The organism is Blastopirellula sp. J2-11, from assembly GCF_024584705.1.
Lineage (GTDB): Bacteria > Planctomycetota > Planctomycetia > Pirellulales > Pirellulaceae > Blastopirellula.
The window spans coordinates 4,912,567-4,932,205 of sequence record NZ_CP097384.1 but is presented as its reverse complement, the minus strand read 5'-3'; the positions used below and the strand labels follow the sequence as shown (position 1 = coordinate 4,932,205).

The following is a 19,639-nucleotide window of genomic DNA, read 5'->3' as shown; positions in this document are numbered from 1 at the left end:
CCAGGCCAAATTGCGCAACCTCAAAACTCGCGCTTCGGGCTACGAGGAATAGCGTCTCCACAAAAAAAGGCCGTGAGCAAACTGCTCACGGCCTCTGGATGGATTCGATCAAAACGGCCTCGGGCCGCGTTTGACTTACTTCTTCTTTTTCTTGCCGCCGTTGCGAATCGCAGCTTGCGCGGCCGCCAAACGGGCGATCGGCACGCGGAACGGTGAGCAACTGACGTAGTCGAGCCCAACGCGATGACAGAAGTCGATCGACGCCGGATCGCCGCCATGTTCGCCGCAGATGCCGACCTTCAGTTTCTTGCTGGTCGAGCGACCTTTGGTGACGCCCATTTCGACCAACTGACCGACGCCGGAGGTGTCGAGCGATTGGAACGGGTCGATCGGCAACAGTTCTCGGTGGAGGTAATCCGGCAGGAACGTGTTGATGTCGTCACGGCTGAAGCCGAAGGTCATCTGCGTCAAGTCGTTGGTGCCGAAGCTGAAGAACTCGGCATGCTCGGCGACTTCGTCGGCGGTCAACGCGGCACGCGGAATCTCGATCATCGTACCGATCAAGATCGGCAGTTCGCCGGTGAATTTGGCGTCGGCTTTGACCTTTTCGATCGTCGCTTCGGCCATGCCGCGAAGCAGCTTCAGTTCGGCCGCGGTACCGACCAGCGGGATCATGATTTCCGGCTGAGCGTCGATTCGCTTCTTCTTGCATTCGATCGTCGCTTCGACAATCGCGGTCACCTGCATCTCGAGGATTTCGGGATAGGTGACGCTCAAGCGACAACCGCGGTGACCGAGCATCGGGTTCGATTCGTGCAGTTGAGCGACGCGCGAACGAACCTTGTCGGCCGAAACGCCGATTTCCTTGGCGATCTCGGCTTGCGCTTTCTTGTCGTGCGGCAGGAATTCGTGCAACGGCGGATCGAGCAGACGAACGGTGACCGGCAAGCCCTTCATCGCGGTGAAGATGCCGACAAAGTCTTTGCGTTGGAACGGCAGCAGCTTGCCGAGCGCATTGCGACGAGTCGCTTCGTCTTCGGCGAGAATCATTTCTCGCATCAGGCCGATACGTTCGTCTTCAAAGAACATGTGCTCGGTGCGGCAGAGGCCGATCCCTTCGGCGCCAAAGTCGCGGGCACGCTGCGAGTCGGCCGGCGTGTCGGCGTTAGTGCGAATGCCGAGGGTGCGGTACTCGTCGGCCCATTTCATGACCTTCGAGAAGTCGCCGGAGAGCTTCGGCTCGCTGGTCGAAACGCTGCCCAACATCACTTCGCCGGTCGAACCGTCGAGCGAAAGAATGTCTTTCGGGCCATAGGTTTTGCCCCCGACTTTGATCTTTTTCGCTTTGGCGTCAATTTCGATTTCGCCGGCGCCGGCGACGCAGCAACGTCCCCAACCGCGAGCGACCACCGCCGCATGGCTGGTCATACCGCCGGTGCTGGTCAAAATACCAGCGGCGCTGTGCATGCCGTCGATATCTTCGGGGCTGGTTTCTTTACGAACCAACAGCACCTTTTCGCCGGCGTGCGTTCGCTCAACCGCTTCTTCGGCGGAGAAGGCCAGCGCGCCGACCGCAGCACCCGGCGAAGCGGGCAAGCCGCGCGTCAGGACCGTCGCCGACGCTTTGCCCGCCGCGTCAAAGCTGGGGAGCAGCAGTTGCGTCAGGTCGTTGGCCGGAATGCGTTCCAGGGCCGTCTTTTCGTCGATCAGGCCTTCTTTGACCATGTCGCAGGCGATCTTCACCGCGGCGGCGCCGGTACGCTTGCCGTTACGCGTTTGCAGCATGAACAGCTCGCCGCGTTCGATCGTGAACTCGATGTCCTGCACGTCTTTGTAGTGCGTTTCGAGCGTATCTTTGATCTCGATCAGCTGCTTGTAGACGGCGCGGTTCCACTTCGACATCTCCGAGACCGGCTGCGGAGTACGAATGCCGGCGACGACGTCTTCGCCCTGGGCGTTGATCAGGAATTCGCCGTAGAACTTGTTTTCGCCGTTGGACGGGTTACGGGTGAACGCGACGCCGGTGCCGGAGTCATCGCCCATGTTGCCGTAGACCATCGACTGCACATTGACGGCGGTGCCGAGCAAGCCGCGGATGTTTTCGACTTCACGATAGCGAACGGCGCGAGAAGTGTTCCAGCTCTTGAAGACCGCTTCGATCGACAGCTCCAGCTGCTTCAACGGATCTTGCGGGAAGTCTTCGCCGGTCGCTTTCTTGTAGACCGCTTTGTACGCTTCGCACAGTTCGATCATGCCTTGTGCGGGGACATCGGTGTCTAGTGCGGCGCCGTATTTCAACTTGATCTTCGAGAACGCTTCTTCAAAGTCGTGGTGATCCATTCCCATCACGACGTCGCCAAACATGTTGATCAAGCGGCGATAGGCGTCGTAAGCGAAGCGTTCGTTGTTGGTCGCGTTCGCCAGGCCGACGACCGAAGCGTCGGTTAGACCCAGGTTGAGAATCGTGTTCATCATACCCGGCATCGAAACGGCGGCGCCGGAGCGAACCGAAACGAGCAGCGGGTTCTTGTCATCGCCGAGCTTCTTTTTCAGCTCTTTTTCTAGCGTCGCGATGTTCTTGGCGACTTCTTCCTGCATCGCTTTCGGCAGCTTTTCGCCACCTTTGTAGTAGAGATCGCACACTTCGGTGGTGATGGTGAATCCAGGCGGAACCGGCAAGCCGATGTTGGTCATTCCAGCCAGGTTCAAGCCTTTGCCGCCAAGAATCGCTTTGCTGACCCCTTTGCCTTCGGTTTTCGTCTTACCGAAGTAGTAGACCATCTTCGCGCTTTTGGCAGCCGCCTTCTTTTTCGCCATCTTTTCAAACCTTCTGTACGTTGAGTTGCACGATGCGTGTGTGGGGAAAATTCCGCTTTGTATGGTCGCGATCGAGGGAGATTACGCCTGTTAGGGGCGCGTTCACCTACCACAGATCGGTATCTGCAAGCTAGACAAAGCCAGCAATGTAATGGAGGCTTCTTTCGAGCGTCAAGTACACAAGAGATGTGCCCGCGTCAGTTTTTTGCCCGAAAACGCCCTGGTTTTCACTTCGCGGCGATCTTATCGACGCCCATGAAAGAGCGTAAAACCTCGGGGATCTCAATCGACCCATCGGCCTGTTGATAGTTCTCCAGCACGGCGATAATCCCGCGACTGATCGCGATCGCGGTGCCGTTCAGGGTGTGGGCGAACTGCGTTCCCTTCTCCCCTTTGGTTCTGTAGCGAATGTTGAGCCGCCGCGCTTGATAGTCAGTGCAGTTCGACGTGCTGGTCACTTCGCCCCATTCGCCGGCTTCGCCGCGGCCCGGCATCCAAGCCTCCAGGTCAAATTTTCGATAGGCGGGGCCCCCTAAGTCACCGGTCGCCGTGTCAACAACGCGGTAGGGGATGCCAAGTCCATCGAAGATCTGGCATTCCAGATCGCAGAATTTATCGAGCGTCGCGTCGCTTTGATCCGGCAGCGTAAACGCGAACATTTCGACCTTGGTGAATTGGTGGACCCGATAGAGCCCGCGCGAGGCGCGACCGGCCGAGCCTGCTTCGGTTCGGTAGCAGTGACTCATGCCGCAATAAAGTTTCGGCAGATCTTCCGCTTCCAGCACTTTGCCGGCGTTCATGCCGCCCAAGGTGATCTCGGCCGTCGCGACCAGGTTCAGGTCGGTATTTTCGACGCTATAAATCTGGGTCTCGGGGCCGCGCGGAATAAATCCGACGCCATGTAAAATTTCGGTCCGAGCCAGATCGGGCGTGATGGTCGGCGTGAAGCCCTCTTTCATGAGGATTTCGAGGACGTACCGCTGCAGGGCCAGTTCCAGCAGCACCGCTTCGTTTTTCAAGAAGTAGAACCCGGCGCCGGCGACTTGGGCGCCTGATTCAAAGTCGATCAGATCGAGATTTTCGCCCAACTCGACATGATCGAGCACTTTGAAATCAAACTTGCGGGGCTCGGTTTTGCCGCGGCGTAGTTCGAGATTCGCCTGGTCATCGGCGCCGATCGGCGCGGCCGGATGCGTCAGATTGGGGATCAACCGCAGCAGATCGACGATCTCGGCGTCGAGACGATCGACTTCCTTCTGTGCGGCGTCTTTCTCTTCGCGCAGCTTGCGACCTTCTTCGATGATCTGCGGTCGTTCCTCGGCCGAGGCCTTGCCGATCAATTTGCTGGTCTCGTTGGCGCGACGGTTGAAATCCTCGGTCTCTTGCTGCTTTTGACGACGGGCTGTTTCGAGCGCAGCCACTTTGGCTACGTCGGCGTCAACACCGCGGAGTCGGCAGTTTTCTTGAACGAGATCGACGTTGTCGAGTACGAACTTACGGTCGAGCATGATATAGACAGATCGGGGAAAGTTAGGCTTGGTTCGGGGTGATTTTGCTCAGCGTGTGCCAAAGTGCGGCGCTGGCCTTGATACCGCGATGGTAGTCGGCCAGGCAGAATTTTTCGTTGGGGCTGTGCGTGTTGTCGTCGTTGAGTCCCCAGCCAAGCAGCAGGACGTCGACGCCCAACTGTTCGACAAAGCTGGTCACGATCGGAATCGAGCCCCCTTCGCGAATAAAGACCGGCGGACGGCCAAATCCCTTTTCAATCGCCGCGGCCGCGGCCGTCATGTAGGGACTGTCCAACGGCACGACAAAGCCGGGGGCGCCGTGGAAATCGATCAGTTCCATCCGAATGCCGGGAGGAACAAGCGCTTCGAGATGCGTTTTGAGCGACTCGGACAACTGGGCAGGATCTTGATGCGGAACCAGGCGAAAACTGAATTTGGCCGACGCTTTGGCGGGAAGAACCGTTTTGGCGCCTTCCCCTTGGTAGCCTGACGTGATGCCGTTGATGTCAAACGTCGGCCGGGTCCAGCGACGTTCGAGCGTCGAATAGCCGGATTCGCCGGTGAGTCCTTCGACGCCGATCGAACGCATGAAGTCGGCGTCGCTGAAGTCGAGCGATCCAAACTGATTTCGTTCTTCGTCGGTCAGCGGATCGACATCGTCATAAAAGCCGGGGACTTGGACTTTGCCTTTCTCGTCAATCAGCGACGAGAGCATTTTGCTCAGCGTGTTGGCCGGATTGGTGACGGCTCCGCCAAACGTGCCGCTGTGCAGGTCTTGCTTCGGGCCGAACAATTTCAGCTCGTAATAGGCGATTCCCTTCAATCCATAGGTGATCGCCGGCTGGCCAGGACCAAATTGGCTCGTGTCGCTGATGACGACGACGTCGCACTCGAGTAGGTCATCGTGTTCTTGGATGAACGGCGTCAGATGTTCGCTGCCGATCTCTTCTTCCCCTTCGATCAGGAACTTGACCTGAAGCGGGAGTTTACCGACCGATTTAATCCAAGCTTCGACGCTTTTTACATGCGTCAGCATTTGCCCTTTGTCATCGGTAGCGCCGCGAGCGTAGATATTGCCGTCGCGGATAGTCGGTTCAAATGGAGGGCTCTTCCATTCTTCGAGCGGCTCCGGCGGCTGCACGTCATAATGTCCATAGACCAGCGCGACGGGTGCGCCCGGTACAGCCGGGCTCTCGGCATAGACGATTGGGTGCCCTGGCGTTTCAAAAATTTTCGTTTCAAAGCCAAGTTGGTCAAACTGCCGATGCAACCATGCGGCGGCGTCACGAACGTCCGCTTTGTAGCGGCTGTCGGTGCTGACGCTGGGAATTTTGAGCAGTTCGCAAAGATCGGCTTCAAACTTCGACCGATTTTCGGTTAGAAACGTCTGTAGTTCAGACATGAATACTCAGAGTGAATTGAAAGATGGGCGGTCCTTGGATCGACCGCAAAAATTACTTCCCGCAAACGGCAGCGGTACAATATAATGGCAGGCCGCAGCTACGAGTATGCCACACCCCACAGCGGGAACCTGTTGGAGGAGTGAAGTTTACGCGTATTCGCCTGGAACCTTTGGACGGAAAGCATGGGGAACAACGAATCAGCTGTCGCTGACCCTTGGGAAGCGACGACGGTTAAATCAAAACCGAAAAATGACACCAAACGGAAAAAGCAGCCACGTTATAACGTGATTTTGTGGAACGATGACGACCATACGTACGATTACGTCATTTTAATGATGCGTGATTTGTTCGGGCATCCGGTCGAAGCGGGTTTCAAAATCGCCGAAACGGTTGACGCGGCTGGACGAGCCGTCTGTTTGACCACGACGCGAGAACATGCCGAGCTAAAGCGGGACCAGATCCACGCTTACGGCAAGGATGAGCTGATGGCCCGATCCAAAGGGTCGATGTCGGCGACGATTGAACCGATAGAATAGCCGTAAATTTCCCTGTTTAACAATTCGATCTCACCCGAACCGATCCGCGCACTGCGCGGGATCGGTTATTTTGTTGGCGATGATGACTGAAAAAGCACTGAAAACGGTCACGCTGGGCTGCAAAGTCAACCAGTACGAAACAGAACTTGTCCGCGAAGGTCTGGTGACCGCCGGCTATCGAGATGCGATTACCGAAGAGCCGGCCGATCTCTGTATCGTGAACACTTGCACAGTCACCAACGAAGGGGACTCGAAAAGTCGTCAGGTCATTCGCCGACTGGCGCGCGACAATCCCGACGCACGAATTGTCGTCATGGGATGCTACGCGACCCGGGCTCCAGCAGAGCTGGCCGTGTTGCCAAATGTCGTCGAAGTGGTGGAGAACAAGCGGGAAATTCCCGATTTATTGGGTCGCTTTGGCGTGATCGACGTTCCCACGGGGCTCTCGACTTTCGGCGACCGCCATCGCGCCTTTGTGAAGGTGCAGGATGGATGTCTGCTGCGCTGCACGTTTTGCATCATTCCGACAGTTCGTCCGGAGATGTACAGCCGCTCTAGCGAAGAGATCATCGCCGAAGCCGCTCGTCTGGCCGACAACGGCTTTCGTGAGATCGTCCTGACCGGAATTCATCTGGGGCACTACGGCGTCGATCAAAATCGGGGCAAGTCAAAAGCGGAATGGATGCGTCTAGCGCATCTCGTGCGAAGTTTGGCGCAACTGGACGGCGACTTTCGTATTCGGATGAGCAGTATCGAAGCGACCGAGGTGACCCGTGAGCTGATCGAGGTAATGGGGGAGTTTCCCGATCGCGTTTGCCCTCACTTGCATATCTCGATGCAAAGCGGATCGGACTCAGTGTTACGGCGGATGCGTCGTCGCTGGGGAGCGCAACGATTTGTCGATCGCTGCAAGTTGCTGCAGACCAGTCTGGATCAGCCGGCGATCTCGACCGACATCATCGTCGGCTTCCCCGGCGAAACCGAAGCCGAGTTCGAAGAGACCTGTGCGGTGTCGCGAGAAGTGGGGTTCTCGAAGATTCATATCTTCCCGTTTAGTCCACGCAAGGGAACGCCTGCGGCGGAAATGCCGGATCACATTCCCGGCGACGTGAAATCGGATCGCCGCCGTCGTCTGGCGGACGTCGAAGCGGCGTCTCGACAAATCTATTTTGATTCGCTCGTCGGGCGACAGCTGGAAGTCTTGGGCGAATCGTCCGAGACCGACGAGTCTGGCCGCGCCCTCGTGCGGGGAACCGCGTGCCGCTATGCGCCGGTCACGTTTGAAGGGGCGGCCGATGATGTTGGAAATCTCCGACGAGTTCTTGTGAAGTCGGCCCAGGCGGATCATTTGATCGCGACTTTGACCTGATTCGGGTTTTGCTCAAGAGCAACAGAACGGTTGTAGCGAAGGCGCAAACCATACGATCGTTCCATTTGCTCGATGCTAGCGTTTTCTGCCGCGCCGCTCGCTAATCGCCGATGAAATAGAGAAGAGAAATGTGCACCCTGCACCGAAGGCATTCCGAAGCGAGGCGACCAAGTGGCGACTGCAGTATCAAAAGAAGCCGGCATTCTGTTGGAAGCAGGCACCAACGAAGCGGAAATTCTCGTCTTTCAAGTTGGAGATCAAAACTTTGGCGTGAATGTCGCCAAAGTGAAGGAAGTGCTGGAAATCGGCGAAGTGACGTCGATTCCGCACGGGCATCCTGCGATCGAAGGTTTGGCGCAGATTCGCAACGAGGTCGTAACGCTGGTGAATCTCGCTCGCTTTCTCTATGGTGAGGAAGAGTTCTCGCGGACAAACAGCGGCAAAGACTATTTGTTGTTGCTCGAATTCAATTCGCAACAGCTTGCGTTTCGCGTGCAAAGCATTCAGCGGATCTATCGCGTTAGTTGGGCGTCGACCAAGCCGCTGCCGGAAGTGGCCGGCATGAATCCTCCCGTCACTAGCATTATCTTGTTGGATGGGCGACTGATTCAGATTCTTGATTTTGAATCAATCGGCAACGGCATCGGGCATTTTGGCCTGGCCGAGTCGAGCCAGCAAAATCATGTGGAGCATATCAGCGCCGCCGATTGTCCGATCGTCTTCGCCGAAGATTCACGCATGATCTCGGAGATGATTCAGGATTCGTTGCACGCAGCGGGCTTCTCGAACCTGCGTGGATTTACCGATGGTGAAGACGCGTTGCATTATCTGCGTCAAATGGCGACTCAGCACGACGCATCGACAATTCGTTCGGCTGTCAGCGTGGTGGTGACCGATGTCGAAATGCCGCGGATGGATGGTTTCAGCCTGGCGAAACAAATTCGCAGCCACCAGGTGCTCGCTGAATTGCCGATTGTCATCTTTTCGTCGCTGGTCTCACGCGATAACGAAAAGAAGGGGCGGCAGGTTGGAGTCTCGTGCCAAGTCGCCAAGCCGCGGTATGACGAGTTGGTCGTGAAGATCCGCGAAGCAGCCGGAATTTGCTAACGGAGCTAGTTCGCTTTCCAGCAAGCGGAACCAATAGTCCCCTGTCGTCTAGCTTCTCCCCCAAAATCAGCCGCACGGCGTTAGCCGCGGTTTCTTGTCTCCAATTTTCCGTCGGCAATGCGTTCCTATCAGAAACCGCGGCTAACGCCGTGCGGCTGATGTGATACGGGCCGCGCCATGTCTCACCGGCGACAGTTCTTTCGGCGGCGACGCGCAGCACCCTCTTCATTTTCTATCGTGGGAAAATCAAAATAGGGCGGCTAGCAAGAAACCGCTCTGGCCCGCTAGCAAGGTTATCCCGCTGTAGTTACGTTTCTTCTCGCTAAAAATCGGCTCAAGATTCGGCTTGCTCTCGCCGACGTGCTTTTGCTACTGTTCGCCCCGGTCGCGCGGCCTTTGTAGGTCGCGACAATCTTTACGTCCGTGCGAACTTGAGAGCAAGGATGCGAAATCTACAGATCACTTTGGCGGCGATTCTTTTGGCGGCGGTCAGCGCAGCAGCGCTTGCGGCTCCTCCCTGGGCTCGTTTGATTCCGTTTAAGAGCGTTGAAGCCGACGTCAATCAGCCATATCAACTGACCGACACGAATGGTCCCTGGATGATCATGGCGACCTCGTTCAGTGGTCCCGGCGCGGCGCAAGACGCCCACAATTTGGTGATGGAATTGCGTAAGGACTTCGATATGGAAGCCTACGTCTACGAGCAGTCGTATGACTTCACCCAAAAGGTGCAAGGTCTGGGCTTCAACCAATATGGCGAACGCAAGACGATGCGATACGCCGACGAAGGCAAATACACCAGTATCGCCGTGTTGGTCGGCAACTTTGAAACGGTCGACGACGATGTCTTAAAAAAGACGTTGAAGGACCTAAAAGACGCTAAGCCGAAATGCATGACCGGCGAAACGCAAACCACGCAAAATGACCCGATCAAATATCTGCGTCGCAAAATTCGGGAAGCGGTCACCGACGAAGAGAAGCGAGAGAAAGGCCCGATGGGGCATGCGTTCGTCTCGCGGAATCCGCTGCTTCCCGACGAGTATTTCGCGCCGAAGGGGATCGATCCGCTGATCTTGAAGATCAACAACGGGGTCGTGAACAGCTTGCTCGATTGTGAAGGGAAGTACAGCGTTCGCGTCGCGACTTTTTCAGGAGCGACCGAAGTCGACGCCAAGAAGATCGCTGAGATTGAAAAAAAGAATGACCTAAGCCGTACGCGCTTGGCGGACGCCGCCGAAAAAGCGGAACGCTTGACCGCACGATTGCGCAAGCAAGGCGTGCCGGCCTACGTCTTTCATGATCGCTCAGAAAGCATGGTCACTGTCGGCTCGTTTGATTCGGTCGGCACGGAGCGGGCCGATGGAAAGATGGAAATCAATCCGCAGATCAATCGAATCATCAACGACTTCCGTGCGACTCCCGAGCCTGGCACCGCGAACTTCAAGCCGAAAACGATCGACGGCGTACCGTTTGACGTGCAGCCGGTGCCGGTCACCGTACCGAAGCGCAGCGTGGGCGGCGAGTACGCGAAGTGGAATTTCCTGAAATAGCTTCGCGGTCTGCAACTGCGAATTAGAACAAAGAAAAGACTTCTCATCGCTCCGGTGAGAAGTCTTTTCTTTTCTGCCGCCCCTGTATGGTCGCGACGGCGGGCTTGCTAAATTGACTGCAATAGGTGGACTTTTCGAGCGAGGGGGAGATGCCGGAAAATCGAGAGTTGGTGCTGGGGACGCACAACAAAAAGAAAGGCGCCGAGATGGCCAAGCTGCTCGCGCCGCTGGGGATCGAACTGCGAACGCTGGCCCAAACGCCGCGCGCCATCGAAGTCGAGGAAGACGCCGATTCGTTTGGCGGGAATGCCGAGAAGAAAGCGACCGAGCAGGCGATCCATCTGGGCATGTGGGTGCTGGCCGAAGATAGCGGCCTTTGCGTCGATGCGCTGGCCGGCGAGCCGGGAATCTACTCCGCCCGATTTTCGGGGCTGGAAGCGACGGACGCGTCTAACAACCAACTGCTGCTAGAAAAGTTGGCCGGAGTGTCAGACGCCCGCCGCACGGCGCACTACGTTTGTTGTATGCGGCTTGCTGCTCCCAGCGGCGAGATCATGGCGGCCAGTGAGGGTGTTTGCTGCGGCCGAATCGTCGGCCAAGCGCGTGGAAGCGGCGGATTTGGGTATGACCCGCTCTTCGAACTGATCGAATATCGGCGGACGTTCGGAGAGATGGGAGGCGCGGTCAAAGCAATGCTGAGCCACCGAGCGAGAGCTTCCCGCCGACTGCTGCCCCAATTGCGGCAACTGCAGATCTCGGGGAAGTGGGGCGGATAGGGCCCAAGAAAAAAAATGAGCGAGCCGTTGGGATGACGTCGGCTCGCTCTTTATGAAATGTAGACCGTTAGATGACCTACGTAGGTTAGCAAAGCAGTTATAATCATTGCAATAGCATTTGGGCAATTTTTGACGAATTTTCTTTTCGGAGCCGAATCGTGGCAATGCGACAAATCATTCCAGCGCTGCTGGCATTTTGGATAGCGGTTTCGATTCCGGCACAGGCCAAATGTGAAGCGACCGATGCTTGGATCGAAGAGAAGCTGCCGGCTTTGCTGGATATCTACAAAGATCTCCATGCGCACCCGGAGGTTTCGTACGAAGAAGCAGTCACCTCGAAAAAGCTGACCAATCTACTGCGCGATTCCGGCTATGAGGTGACAACCGACGTAGGGGGATATGGCGTCGTGGCAGTTCTGAAAAACGGCGACGGCCCGGCCTTGATGGTCCGAACCGACATGGATGGCCTGCCGGTGACGGAACAAACCGAGTTGGTTTATGCGTCACAAGAAGAGATCACCACCAAAGATGGAATCCAGACCGGCGTGATGCATGCTTGTGGTCACGACGTCCACATGACCAACCTGATTGGAGTCGCTTGGTTCATGGCGACCCATCGCGACCTTTGGCAAGGAACGCTGGTCTTGATTTGCCAGCCTGCCGAGGAACGGGGCGGCGGCGCGAAAGCGATGCTGGAAGCCGGTTTGTTGGAACGATTTCCGAAGCCGGATCACGCTTTGGCGCTGCATGTCGCCGCGACGTTGCCGGCCGGCACGATCGGCTATCGGGCCGGGTACGCGATGGCCAACGTTGACAGCGTTGATATTACGGTGCACGGACGCGGCGGACATGGCGCTTATCCCCATGCGACCATCGATCCGATCGTGCAGGCCGCCGAACTGGTGATGTCGCTCCAGACGATTGTCAGTCGCGAAATCAAGCCGGTGGATCCAGCGGTGATTACGGTCGGCGCAATCCATGGAGGCGCCAAGCACAACGTGATCGGCGATCGCTGCGATTTGAAACTGACGGTTCGCAGCTACGGAGAAAAAGTACGTGCGCAATTGCGGGAAGCGATTACGCGTCGAGCCAACGCGATCGCTCAGGCTTACAACGCGCCGGAGCCGACGCTCCACTACTCTGAAGGAACGCCCAGTTTGTTTAACGACCGGGAATTGGCGAAAAGGATGGTGTCGGTCTTTCGTAAAACCTTGGGAGACGAGCAGGTCGTCCCGAGCGAGCCTTCGATGGGGGGGGAAGATTTTGGCCGCTACGGTTTGGCGGGTGTTCCCATTTTGATGTTTCAGCTAGGGTCGGTTGAGCAGAAGCGGTTAGACCGATTCGCCGAATTGGGGCAATCTCCTCCTTCGCTTCATTCGCCGAAATATTATCCGGACATCGAGCCGACCTTAGAAACAGGATTGCGGGTGATGATCGCAGGCGTGCTCGACTTGCTTCAGGCGCCTCCTGCCGCAGATCAGCGCAATTAGGATGCAAAAATTGCGAATAGGTTTAATGATCGGCGGCTATTTTTTGCTGGTCGCGGCGGTAATCGGCGCGATCAGTTCGTCGCGAAGTTGGGCTTTAGTGGAATTGGATACCGCAGACAGCCGAGAGCAATGGAGCGACTTTCGTCATCATGTGCAGACCCAGATGGAAGAGGGGGGAGCGCCAGTAGCTCGTACGGTGCCCAAAAGCACCGAACCGCCCACTTTTGTTCTGCTAAGAGATCATTATTACGTTTTACTGGCCTTCGTTTTGCTGATAGTTACGCTGCTGTATTGGGTGACGGTTTGGATGATCTCCGGAGCAATGCGAACCTCATCCCATTTTGGCGACTCCCGGACGTAGCGGCGCCTACACGTGAGAGCCAGTCTCGAATTAGAATGATTGCATGAGTCCGTCCAGCCGGCAAAACGAAACGCGTCAACCAGAACTGCTTGTGCGGCATTGGCCGCTGGTGCAGTCTCCTTGGGAGACAGGAGCGATGGCGATCGCCTTTGCTGCGGTGGGGCTGATCGCCTATTACGCATCGACGAACTCCTCGTTGGGGCTGCTCTGCACGCTGCTGCTGTTGCTCACGTCATGGCGAATGTGGCTACCGGCGATGTTTGAAATCGGTCCGCGCGGAATCGTGCAGAAGAACCTGTGGGGCCAACGCCGCATTCAGTGGCGCAATGTAGAAAGCTGCCAGTTGCAGCGCAAAGGAGTGGTGATTTATCTCACGTCCGACGCTTCGGCTGCCGCCGAGTTAAGTAACGTCTATATCTCGGGACCTAGCCAAGTCGATGAGATTCGGGAAATCATCGAGTTCTATCTGCAGATTCGCCGCGCCGGCGGCGGTTCGTCGATTCTGCGTCACGACGACAGCGCCGACTCGATCGACGCTCCGCCGGTACCGACTTCGCGAACTTAGGCGCGCTTAGAGCGAGCTCGTGTCGACCTTAAAGCACGAAGCTTTGTGTGCCGATCCTGTCAGCTGCGGCGGATGGTCGCGACAGAGCGAATCGTCGACAATCGGACAGCGATCGGCGAAGGGACAACCTGGGTACTCTTTGTCGGGCGACGGGACTTCCCCCTGCAAAACGACCCGTTGCCGCGTCCGTTCCAGCGCCGGATCAGGGACCGGAATCGCCGAGAGCAGCGCTTGCGTGTACGGATGCTGCGGCGACTCATACAACGCTTCGGCCGGCGCCATCTCGACAATGCGTCCTAGATACATCACGCCGACGCGGGTCGAAATATGCCGCACCACCGACAGATCATGCGCGATAAACAGATACGAAAGTCCCAGCTTCTGCTGCAGATCCATCAGTAGATTTACGACCTGCGCTTGGATCGAGACGTCGAGCGCCGAAACCGGCTCGTCGCACAAGATCAGCCGCGGACGAACCGCCAAAGCGCGCGCGATGCCGATTCGCTGACGTTGCCCGCCAGAGAACTCGTGCGGGTATCGATTGATGTAACGCGGGTTGAGCCCGACTAGCTCCATCAGCCGCATCACTTCCAGCTTGCGATCAACGCCGCGAGCCAAGCGGTAAATCTTGATCGGCTCGCCGATGGTCGAACCGACCGTCATGCGTGGGTTAAGCGACGCGAATGGATCTTGGAAAATCATCTGCACGTCGCGGCGATAGGGGCGCATCGCGCTGCCGGTCAGCCCGTCGATCCGATGCCCGTCGATGTAGACTTCGCCGGAGGTGGGCGGGGTCAGATTAAGAATCGCTTTGGCGGTGGTTGATTTTCCGCAGCCTGATTCACCGACCAGGCCGAGCGTTTCTCCTTCGCCGAGCGTGAAGCTGATTCCATCGACCGCGCGCACAAACCCCGATTCGCCGGTGAACCAGCCGCCGCGACGAAAGGGGAAGTGAACCTTCATGTCGCGCACTTCCAGGAGCGGGCGTGAAGCGGCCACGGCGGGTACGATCTCTTCTTTCATTTCCAGCGTCACGAGAGTTCCTCGCTGATTTGCGACGTCGCGTCGTGTCGCGGGGCTTCGTCAATGTTGACCAGGCAGGCGTAACTGCCGTCGGAGTTCGATTTCACAAGCGGCGGATCAATCGTGCTGCAGTCGGCGATGCTAAACGGGCAGCGTGGACGGAACGAGCAACCTCCCGGAAGTTTGGAAAGGTCGGGCGGTTGACCCGGAATCGGGCGAAGCTCGGCTTCCAGCTTGTCGACCCGCGGCGCCGATTCGAGCAAACCCAACGTGTAGGGATGACGCGGGTTGGCGAATAGTTCGTCGACGGTCGCTTTCTCGACGACACGGCCAGCGTACATCACTTGCACGCGATGGGCGATGTTGGCGATCACGCCCAGGTCGTGCGTGATCATCAAAATCGCGGTTCCTTCCTGCTCTTGCAGTTCTTTCATTAACTCTAAAATCTGTGCTTGAATCGTCACGTCGAGCGCCGTGGTCGGTTCGTCAGCGATCAAGATGTCTGGCTTGCAAGAGAGGGCCATCGCGATCATCACGCGCTGACGCATCCCGCCGGAGAATTGATGCGGGTATTCAAAGACGCGTTTACTAGCTGACGGAATGCCGACCTTTTCGAGCATATCAATCGCATGGGCGGTCGCTTCGCGTGCGGTCAGTCCCATGTGCCGACGCGTCACTTCGGTCAGTTGATCTTCGACCGTCAGAAACGGATTGAGCGCGGTCATCGGATCCTGAAAGATCATCGCGATGCGATTGCCCCGAATGTCGGACAGTGCCCGCGACGGCATCTTCAGCAGATCTTGACCGCGATACATCGCGCGACCCGAGACAATTTTGCCAGGCGGCTGCGGAATCAACCCCATCAGGGCCAGCGCGGTGACCGACTTGCCCGAGCCGGATTCGCCGACCACGCCCAAGGTTTCGCCGGCGCGCAATTCCCAATCGACTCCCCGTACGGCGGTGACCAGTCCATCATCGGTATGAAACTCGACGCGGAGATCTTCGACGCGGAGCAGCGGTTCGTTGCTGGCGTTGATTGACGTCATGCGAGGCTCCTTAGCGATTCTTCATGCGAGGATCGAGAGCGTCGCGAAGTCCGTCCCCGAGAAAGTTGAGCGAGTACAGGGTCGAAGCTAGTGCGGCCGCCGGAAAGACGATCAACCACCAATAGATCCGAATCGGCGTGATCACTTTCAGCCCTTCGTTGGCGAGCAGCCCCCACGAGACGTTCGGCTCTTCCACGCCGATCCCCAGGAACGAAAGGAACGCCTCGAAGAGCATCACCGATGGAATTGTCAGCGTCAGGTAGACGATCACCACGCCCAGGACGTTGGGCACCAAGTGAACGAAGACGATGCGAGCCGAGTCGGCGCCGATGGTGCGAGCGGCGTCGACAAATTGTTCGTTCTTCAAGCTGATGATTTGTCCCCGGACGACGCGGGCCATCGTCAGCCAATAAATCGCGCCGATCAGAAAGTAAAACGCGACCAGACGATTGACGCCGAAACTCTCAAGCGGGCCTTTGATCGTCGGCTCGCTGATCACCATGACGACAAAAATCACAATGAAGATAAACGGGATCGAATAGAGGATATCGACCACTCGCATCATCGCGTCGTCAATATGACCGCCGGCGAAGCCGGAGATCGCTCCATAGCTGACGCCGATGATAAGCGAAACGAAGGTCGCGACCACGCCGACGATTAGCGAAACGCGCGCCCCCCAGAAAAGTCGCGAGAGCATATCGCGGCCAAGGTGGTCGGAGCCGCACAAGCTGGGAACCGCCCAATCGCCGAAAATGGATAAGCGCGTGCGGATCAGGGCTTCATCAAAGGCGCTGGGATCATTCCAGAGCGTCTTGATCGCGATACTGCGCTGTTCTTCATCCAGCCCGACCAATCCTAGCTGGACCGATTGCCGATTTGGCGCGGCGAACGAACGATCGCGCAGATGCTGTTCGACCGGAGATTGCAGCGGAAAGAGCGGCGTCAAAACGGCCGCGACGCTGAGCAAGATCAGAAAGGTCAGCGACCCCATCGCGACCCAGTTGCGGCGAAGGCGACGCCAGGCGTCTTGCCAGAGCGAAACGCCCTGGATCGCGTCCGCATCGCGCAGCATATCGCGATAGCGATCTAGCGGCGGCAAGGCGGCTTCAAAATTACGGTTATTTGAGTTCAAAGGACGAGCCGATGACTAAAGGGCTATTTCAGTTTGATACGCGGATCGAGCAATTGGTACGAGACGTCGACCAACGTGTTCATGACCAACACCAGCGCCGTCGAGACCATGACAATGCCGAGCGACGTGGTGTAATCGCGCTGGGTCACCGCTTCAATAAAGTGCGTTCCCAGCCCCGGCAGAAAGAAAATCCGTTCGATCACCAGCGAACCGGTCAAAATGCCGGCGACCGCAGGACCCAGATACGAAACGACCGGCAAAAGCGCGCCGCGAACCGCATGTTTGAGCACGACGGTGCTAGGCATCAAGCCTTTGGCGTAGGCGGTGCGAATGTAATCTTGCCCCAACACGTCGAGCATGCCGGTTCGCGTCAGACGCGAAATGTAAGCGGCGAACGGCGCCGCCAGGCACAACGAGGGAAGCACCATGTCGATCGGCTTGCCCCAGCCGGCGGCTGGGAACCATTTCAATTGAAAGACGAAGATCATGATCGCCAGGCCCGCCAAGATAAAATTGGGGACCGCGATCCCAATGGTCGCGAGCGAGCGGAAGAAAACATCCAACAATGAGTTGCGCCAGAGTGCGGCGATAATTCCGGCCGAGAGACCCAGAATCAGCGCCATCGACATCGCCAATACGCCCAGCGTGGCGCTGATCGGAAAGCCTTGCGAGATGATCTCGCTCACTTCGTAGTCGTTGAGCACCTGACTCGACAGGAAGTCGCCGCGACACGCGTTGCTTAGGTAGTACCAATACTGCACCGGCCAAGGATCATTCAGATGAAAGCGATCCTTGCGCATCTTTTCGATCTCTGGCGGATAGGCGCGCTCGCCTGACATCGGCCCGCCGGGGACCGCCAACATGAGGAAGAAACTGAGCGTGTAGACGAGCCAGAGCGTGATCACGATCCACACGGCTCGCCGGATGAGAAAGCGAATCAACGGAGACCCTCCGCCTCAAAAATGCGTTGTTTCTCCGCCTTGTCGATTTCCAAGATGTGCAAGGGATGTAAATCCTGAATGTTGGGATAAAAATTTTTGACGTAAGGGCGGACGATATTCAGCGATACGTAGTAGTAGATCGGCAAGATCGGCATTTCGTCCATCAAGATTTGCTCGGCTTGGCTAAGCATTTCCAGCCGTTTGACCGGATCTGCCTCGGACTGCGAATCGTGGATGAGTCGATCATACTCGGCGTTGCTCCAGCCTGTCTGGTTGTTTTCGCCATCGGTGACAAACATGTCGAGAAATGTATTGGGGTCGGGATAGTCGGCGATCCACCCGGCGCGAGCGATGTCAAATTCCAAGTTTCGCGACGAAGCGAGGAAAACGCTCCATTCCAGGTTGCGCAACTCGACGTCGATTTGCAGATTCTTTTTCAATTGCTGCTGCACGACCGATGCAATGTCTTTGTGTCCTTCGTGCGTGTTGTACAAAATCTGAACTTTGGGAAGTCCCTTGCCGCCGGGATAGCCTGCTTCGGCGAGCAGGCGTTGCGCTTCGGCCGGATTGAATTCGCCAGAGTGTCCACCACCGTAACCAGCTAATCCTGGCGGAACGTAACTTGTCGCCGGAATTTGGCCTGCCTTGGTGATGTAATCGACGATCTCTTGCTTGTTGATCGCCAGGTTAATCGCGCGACGGACTTTGGGATTGTCGAGCGGCGGCTTGGTCGTGTTCACCCGATAGAAGTAGGTGGTCAGCATCGGAGCGATCCGCATGTCAGGCAGCGAGCCTGTCGGTTTTTCAGCGTCTCTTTTCAGCAATGCCGGCAGAGCAGGGGTCGGCACGGTGATTCCCCAGTCAATTTGGCCGTTCATATACATGTTCAAGACGGTCGTATCGGACTGCACCGCCAGCACGTCGATGATGTTTAGCTTGACGTGTTCGGCGTCCCAATACTGTGGGTTTTTACGAAGTCGAATGCGATCACGAATCCGGCGAAACTCAAGCGTAAAAGGTCCGTTCGAGACGATGTTCTCCGGCTTGGTCCACCCTGGATAGCCGTACGTCTCGATGCAGGTTCGATTCACGGGGTGCATCGGATAGAACGCGACTAGATCGAGAAAATAAGGCGTTGGATTGTTGAGCGTGACGACCAGCGTATGATCGTCCGCCGCTTTGATGCCGACTTCGTCAAAGTGAATCGTGAGGAAGTTGACCGGCTGGACCTGAGGGTCCTCGGTCGCGATTGCGTTGCGAACGGCGTCCAATTCGGAAAGGCGGATGAACTTCTGTGTTTTGCCGGGCGCGTCCCAGTCGATCTTCCCCTCTTTCGTCGGTTTGACGTCGACTTCAAAAACCGACCCCTCTTCCATTTCGTCGCCGACTTGAACAGAAACTTTTTCTTCCGCTTTCAGAATGCCGGACAGGATTGTGCCGCGTGGGTAATGCTGTTCAGAGTTACCATCGGTCGCCGGCAATTGGGCGGGGCCGGGGCGATCCGGCAACTCGATCTCGACGCGATCCCCAATGTCGACCTTCGAAAGCGAAAATTTCTCCGCGTTTTTCACATACCAAAGTTGGTAGGCGTATTCCGAAGGAAGCTGCGGATGGAGAAAGCGTTGCCAAGAGAAGACCCAGTCGTGGGCCGTGACCGGCTCGCCATTGGTCCAGACTGCGTCTTCACGAATATGGAACGTGTATGTCAGTTTATCTTCGGACAAATCGTAGGAAGTTGCTTGTCCAGGAGCGGTGACCAGGACGGTTGGGTCTTCTTGGCTGGGAAGTCGCTGGTACAAGCCTTCAAACAACGCTTCGATGACGCGACCTTCCGGCGCGCCGGTCACCATTTTGGGATCGACCGACTTTACTTCGGTCCCGTTGGCGAAGGTAAAATCGGCCGGCGGGAGGTCGCTGAACTGGAAGATCGTCGCGAATGCAATCGCCGCCAGCGTTAAAAAGAAGAGGGGAAGAAGATAGCGCAGAGGGAATTTCATGATTTTGCGCAAACATAG

16 protein-coding genes and 1 pseudogene are annotated in these 19,639 nt (G+C 56.9%); 8 read left to right on the top strand and 9 right to left on the bottom strand.

Translation table 11 applies throughout. The features are described from left to right. Nucleotides 1-135: 135 nt before the first annotated feature. The 3 genes from ppdK to M4951_RS19405 all read right to left on the bottom strand — a co-directional run bounded on the left by ppdK (nucleotide 136) and on the right by M4951_RS19405 (nucleotide 5,727). Nucleotides 136-2,817 carry a pyruvate, phosphate dikinase gene (gene ppdK / locus M4951_RS19415; RefSeq protein WP_262023285.1) on the bottom strand — a complete coding sequence of 894 codons (2,682 nt, stop codon included), beginning with the start codon at nucleotides 2,815-2,817 and terminating at the stop codon, nucleotides 136-138. A 227-nt stretch (nucleotides 2,818-3,044) separates the two neighbouring features. Further along, nucleotides 3,045-4,325, bottom strand: coding sequence for a serine--tRNA ligase (serS, locus tag M4951_RS19410; RefSeq protein WP_262023284.1), 1,281 nt, complete (start codon nucleotides 4,323-4,325; stop codon nucleotides 3,045-3,047). A 22-nt stretch (nucleotides 4,326-4,347) separates the two neighbouring features. Beyond that, complete coding sequence (locus tag M4951_RS19405) at nucleotides 4,348-5,727, bottom strand: dipeptidase (protein WP_262023283.1); 1,380 nt, start codon at nucleotides 5,725-5,727, stop codon at nucleotides 4,348-4,350. Nucleotides 5,728-5,910: 183 nt separating this feature from the next. Between M4951_RS19405 and M4951_RS19400 the strand changes: the two genes are divergently transcribed. The 8 genes from M4951_RS19400 (at nucleotide 5,911) to M4951_RS19365 (ending at nucleotide 13,482) form a co-directional block, all read left to right on the top strand. Continuing rightward, on the top strand, nucleotides 5,911-6,264 hold the full coding sequence (locus M4951_RS19400) for an ATP-dependent Clp protease adaptor ClpS (protein WP_262023282.1): 354 nt from the start codon (nucleotides 5,911-5,913) through the stop codon (nucleotides 6,262-6,264). Between the two features lie 79 nt (nucleotides 6,265-6,343). Next, on the top strand, nucleotides 6,344-7,633 hold the full coding sequence (gene mtaB / locus M4951_RS19395; RefSeq protein WP_262023281.1) for a tRNA (N(6)-L-threonylcarbamoyladenosine(37)-C(2))-methylthiotransferase MtaB: 1,290 nt from the start codon (nucleotides 6,344-6,346) through the stop codon (nucleotides 7,631-7,633). 171 nt (nucleotides 7,634-7,804) lie between these two features. Continuing rightward, on the top strand, nucleotides 7,805-8,740 hold the full coding sequence (locus tag M4951_RS19390) for a chemotaxis protein (RefSeq protein ID WP_262023280.1): 936 nt from the start codon (nucleotides 7,805-7,807) through the stop codon (nucleotides 8,738-8,740). 443 nt (nucleotides 8,741-9,183) lie between these two features. After that, the gene (locus M4951_RS19385) at nucleotides 9,184-10,290 is read left to right on the top strand and encodes a hypothetical protein (RefSeq protein ID WP_262023279.1); all 1,107 of its coding nucleotides are present in this window, start codon (nucleotides 9,184-9,186) and stop codon (nucleotides 10,288-10,290) included. Between the two features lie 149 nt (nucleotides 10,291-10,439). Further along, nucleotides 10,440-11,066, top strand: a complete 627-nt coding sequence (gene rdgB / locus M4951_RS19380; protein ID WP_262023278.1) for an RdgB/HAM1 family non-canonical purine NTP pyrophosphatase — start codon at nucleotides 10,440-10,442, stop codon at nucleotides 11,064-11,066. A 164-nt stretch (nucleotides 11,067-11,230) separates the two neighbouring features. Further along, complete coding sequence (locus M4951_RS19375) at nucleotides 11,231-12,556, top strand: M20 family metallopeptidase (RefSeq protein WP_262026944.1); 1,326 nt, start codon at nucleotides 11,231-11,233, stop codon at nucleotides 12,554-12,556. A 1-nt stretch (nucleotide 12,557) separates the two neighbouring features. Next, a complete protein-coding gene (locus M4951_RS19370; RefSeq protein WP_262023277.1) occupies nucleotides 12,558-12,917 on the top strand; it encodes a hypothetical protein in 360 nt (119 codons plus the stop codon). 43 nt (nucleotides 12,918-12,960) lie between these two features. After that, the gene (locus tag M4951_RS19365; RefSeq protein WP_262023276.1) at nucleotides 12,961-13,482 is read left to right on the top strand and encodes a hypothetical protein; all 522 of its coding nucleotides are present in this window, start codon (nucleotides 12,961-12,963) and stop codon (nucleotides 13,480-13,482) included. A gap of 6 nt (nucleotides 13,483-13,488) precedes the next feature. On the opposite strand, the gene M4951_RS19360 is transcribed toward M4951_RS19365, so the two are convergent. The 6 genes and pseudogenes from M4951_RS19360 to M4951_RS25665 all read right to left on the bottom strand — a co-directional run. After that, a complete protein-coding gene (locus M4951_RS19360) occupies nucleotides 13,489-14,505 on the bottom strand; it encodes an oligopeptide/dipeptide ABC transporter ATP-binding protein (RefSeq protein ID WP_315985778.1) in 1,017 nt (338 codons plus the stop codon). A gap of 8 nt (nucleotides 14,506-14,513) precedes the next feature. Continuing rightward, a complete protein-coding gene (locus tag M4951_RS19355; protein WP_262023275.1) occupies nucleotides 14,514-15,551 on the bottom strand; it encodes an ABC transporter ATP-binding protein in 1,038 nt (345 codons plus the stop codon). A 10-nt stretch (nucleotides 15,552-15,561) separates the two neighbouring features. Next, nucleotides 15,562-16,623 (bottom strand): ABC transporter permease, encoded by a 1,062-nt coding sequence (locus tag M4951_RS19350; RefSeq protein WP_315985777.1) that lies wholly within the window; start codon nucleotides 16,621-16,623, stop codon nucleotides 15,562-15,564. 83 nt (nucleotides 16,624-16,706) lie between these two features. Then, on the bottom strand, nucleotides 16,707-17,624 hold the full coding sequence (locus tag M4951_RS19345; RefSeq protein WP_002654956.1) for an ABC transporter permease: 918 nt from the start codon (nucleotides 17,622-17,624) through the stop codon (nucleotides 16,707-16,709). Beyond that, entirely contained in the window at nucleotides 17,621-19,000 is a 1,380-nt protein-coding gene (locus tag M4951_RS19340; RefSeq protein ID WP_410050441.1) for a peptide ABC transporter substrate-binding protein, read from the bottom strand. Before M4951_RS19340 ends, M4951_RS19345 begins: the two co-directional genes overlap by 4 nt. A gap of 144 nt (nucleotides 19,001-19,144) precedes the next feature. Beyond that, a pseudogene (locus M4951_RS25665) lies at nucleotides 19,145-19,474 on the bottom strand (ABC transporter substrate-binding protein); the annotation flags it as partial. Nucleotides 19,475-19,639 lie beyond the last annotated feature (165 nt).